General features: G+C 64.4%; 5 protein-coding genes. 1 reads left to right on the forward strand and 4 read right to left on the reverse strand.

All coding sequences use genetic code 11. The features are described from left to right. Window positions 1-9: 9 nt before the first annotated feature. Complete coding sequence (locus Y705_RS19330) at window positions 10-786, forward strand: HAD family hydrolase (RefSeq protein WP_049822645.1); 777 nt, start codon at window positions 10-12, stop codon at window positions 784-786. 158 nt (window positions 787-944) lie between these two features. On the opposite strand, the gene Y705_RS21365 is transcribed toward Y705_RS19330, so the two are convergent. From Y705_RS21365 to Y705_RS19335, 4 genes are all read right to left on the reverse strand, one after another. Then, window positions 945-1,043, reverse strand: a complete 99-nt coding sequence (locus Y705_RS21365; RefSeq protein WP_003792170.1) for a 30S ribosomal protein bS22 — start codon at window positions 1,041-1,043, stop codon at window positions 945-947. Between the two features lie 201 nt (window positions 1,044-1,244). Then, on the reverse strand, window positions 1,245-1,451 hold the full coding sequence (locus tag Y705_RS0111345; protein ID WP_026532940.1) for a helix-turn-helix domain-containing protein: 207 nt from the start codon (window positions 1,449-1,451) through the stop codon (window positions 1,245-1,247). A 165-nt stretch (window positions 1,452-1,616) separates the two neighbouring features. Further along, on the reverse strand, window positions 1,617-2,273 hold the full coding sequence (locus Y705_RS0111350; protein WP_026532941.1) for an ArsR/SmtB family transcription factor: 657 nt from the start codon (window positions 2,271-2,273) through the stop codon (window positions 1,617-1,619). Window positions 2,274-2,341: 68 nt separating this feature from the next. Next, window positions 2,342-3,448, reverse strand: a 1,107-nt coding sequence (locus Y705_RS19335) for an acetoin utilization protein AcuC (protein ID WP_081737998.1), incomplete at its 5' end; no start/stop codon positions are given.

Consider the following 3,448-nt stretch of genomic DNA (forward strand, 5'->3'; position numbering starts at 1 on the left):
CCCGCCTCGATGCGGCAGGACCATGCGCCCGGCGAGGCAGCCTTCTTCGACGTCGACAACACCCTGATGCGCGGCGCCAGCCTGTTCCATGTCGCGCGGAAAATGTACCAGCGCAAGGCCTTCACCCTCCGGTTCGCGGCCGGGCTCGCATGGAAGCAGCTGCGCTTCATCATGCGTGGGGAAACCATGACCGACGTCAACTCCGTGCGGGACGCAGCCCTTGCGTTCGCCATCGGGATTGCGCACGCGGATATCCTTGCCCTCGGCGAGGAGGTCTACGACGAGATGATTGCGTCGAAGATCTGGCCCGGAGCGCGGGCTCTTGCTGAACAGCATCTGGGCTCCGGCCGCCAGGTCTGGCTTGTCACCGGCACTCCCGTGGAGGTGGCCAGTGTCATCTCGAGCCGCCTCGGCCTGACCGGAGCCCTCGGCACCGTGGGTGAAGTCGCCGAAGGGCTGTACACGGGGAAGCTCGTGGGCGATTTCCTGCACGGACCGGCGAAGGCGGCCGCGGTTCTCGACCTTGCGACGAAGGAAAACCTGGACCTCGCGAAATGCTGGGGCTACAGCGATTCCTACAACGACATTCCACTGCTCACCGTTGTGGGCCATCCGGTGGCCATCAATCCCGACACCAGGCTGCGCCACCATGCACGCGCCAACAACTGGCCGGTCTATGACTTCCGCAGCGGACGCCGCGCGGCGACGCTGGGTCTCCGGGCCGCGACAGGCGCCGGCGCCGTCTACGGCCTCTGGCGTAGCTTCTCCCGCTTCCGGGCCCGCTGACCGCCGCTTGCCGGCCCCCAGCCGTCCCCACGGCCGAGCGCCATCCGGCGCATTAACCACATCCGGCCCACCGCATCATCGCTTGATGAAACGGCGGGCCGGAGAAGACCGGGAGCGTCGACGCAAGCGGCGTAGCTACCGGTAGGGACCGAGGGGCCCTACTTCTTGTTGCGGCGCTGGTGGCGGGTCTTACGAAGCAGCTTGCGGTGCTTCTTCTTTGCCATACGCTTGCGGCGCTTCTTGATTACTGAACCCATAGAGTCCTCACAAACTTTTGTTGGTTTTCAGGGACCGTACCGGCCCGGGGACCGATCCACAGCCGCCTGATGCTGACATTGGAAAAATGAGCGGCAGTAGAAAGCCGCCCAAAACGCTCCTTAACAGGGTACAGCCAAATGCCGTGGACCTTGACCTCGACCGGCGCCACACCAGGTCCCTGGATCAGGACCTGACGACGCCTACGCGGTCTGCCCGTCCACCCGCGCGGAATCCAGATACTCCTGGACCGCGGACTCGGGCACCCGGTAGGACCTGCCGAACTGCACGGCGGGCAGCGCTCCCGCGTGAACGAGCCGGTACACCGTCATTTTCGACACCCGCATCAGTTCGGCCACTTCGGCCACCGTCAGATACGACACATCCGAGAAGTTCGTCCCGTCTGCCATCCACCAATCCTTTTTCTTGAAGGCGGCCCTTGAATCGACACCACCATGGACGCCGCGGCTGCTATAGGGGACAACGCGTTGCGGGAGTGGATTGTTCCGCGCAAGGCCGGATAATAGCGGGACAAACCCCTGAACGGAAGCCCTTGGAGCGAAATTGAGCTCGATTCAGCGTTCCTGGTCACGGCGACGGCGCAATTGCGACAAGAGGTCCGCGGCGCGCTCTGCCGCCCGGCCCACCGTCCTGCCGAGGTGCTGCGGGCGCGTCGTCCCCTCGAGCGGGGCCGGCGGGCCGGCGTCCCCGTCATTATCGGCGCCGGCATGAAGGCCGTCAGCGCTGTCGAGGCCGAGCCTTGCGGGCTGCCCTGGATTTACCGCCCGGGCGGAATCAGCATCCGTTCCGGGGACGGCCAGCGCCGCTGCGGCGAGGATCTCCGATCGAGCACCCGCCACTTCCTCAGGCGGAGGCGCACCGTCAGCCGGCACGCCCGCCGCAGGTCGGCCCGGATCTGTCGTGCTGCTCTCCTTCCGGGCGGGAGAGCCGCGGTCCGCGAGCCGCGGGTCATTCCGTGCGAAGGAATCGAGCCATTCAGCGATGCCGCGAAGTGGAGCCGTCTCCAGCGTGTAGTACCGTTTCTGGCCCTGGGCCCTCATTGACACCAGGCCTGCTTCCCGCAGCACCTTCAGATGCTTGGAAATAGTAGGCTGACTCACTTTCAATTCCTCGACGAGCTGGCCCACTGACCTGTCACCCGAACGGAGGCGGGCGAGGATCTCCCGGCGCGTGCCTTCGGCGATGACGGCGAATACATCGTCCATAATCATCTGCCTACCCTAGCGATATATGCGCCTGCGGGCATCCTCGCATGGATTAGCCAACCGAACGGTGCAACCTAGTCGAACCAGGGGTCGAGTCCGTGAAGGGGAAACACGGCTTTGCGTGTCGCCATCACAGTACGGTCCAGATCGTCATTGGGGTCGTAACCTACTTCCCAGGACCTCCACCACAGGTCTGCGCCGTCGCCCATCAGCAGCGGAGCGTCCGATCCATACCGTTCGTGTACATGGTCCCGCCACGCTTGGGGAACCGGACTTCTCGGGTTCAGGGGTGATCCCGCTGCCACGGCTATCAGCAGCGCCCAGGACCGCGGCACCACACTTGTCAGGTTGTATCCGCCGCCGCCGGTGGAAATCCACCGGCCACCGCAGAACTCCGTGGCGAGGTCCCGCACCGCGAGCATCATCGCGTACTGAGCGTCAACGCTCAACCGCAGGTTGGTGAGCGGATCGGTGGTGTGTGAATCACACCCGTGCTGGCTGACGATCACTTCGGGCAGAAATACCCCGGTAAGTTGCGGAACGACGGCGTGGAACGCGCGCAGCACTGCGGAATCACCGGCGACGGTCGGCAGTGCCACGTTGACGGCATAACCCTCCGCCTGCGCCCCACCGATCTCATTGGCGAACCCGGTGCCCGGGAAAAGGCTCATGCCGGTCTCATGGAGGGAAATGGTCAGCACTCTCGGGTCATTCCAGAAGATGCTTTCCGTCCCATCACCGTGGTGGGCATCGACATCGATGTAGAGCACGCGCTGCACACCACGATCAAGCAGTCGCTGGATCGCGGCAGCGGCATCGTTGTAGATGCAGAATCCGCTCGCCTTCGACCGCGCCGCGTGGTGCATTCCGCCGCCGAAGTTCACTGCATGAACGGCTTTCCCCGAGACAATGGCATCAGCGGCAAGCAGGGAACCACCCACCAGCCTTGCGCTTGCCTCGTGCATGCCGATGAAACCGGGGTTGTCGTCGGTGCAAAGTCCCAGCTCCGGTCGTGCGTCCTCGGGATTCGAACTCACGTCACGCACGGCAGCAATGTACTCGGTACTGTGAACAGCCCCCAGTTCGCTGTCTTCGGCAACGAATGGTTGCTCCACTGATACGACAGGCAACTCCAGCAGGCCTGCATCCTTGGCGAGGCGTGCGGTCAGGGCAAGCCTCTC

It is taken from the genome of Arthrobacter sp. H41, assembly GCF_000520535.1.
GTDB lineage: Bacteria > Actinomycetota > Actinomycetes > Actinomycetales > Micrococcaceae > Arthrobacter_D.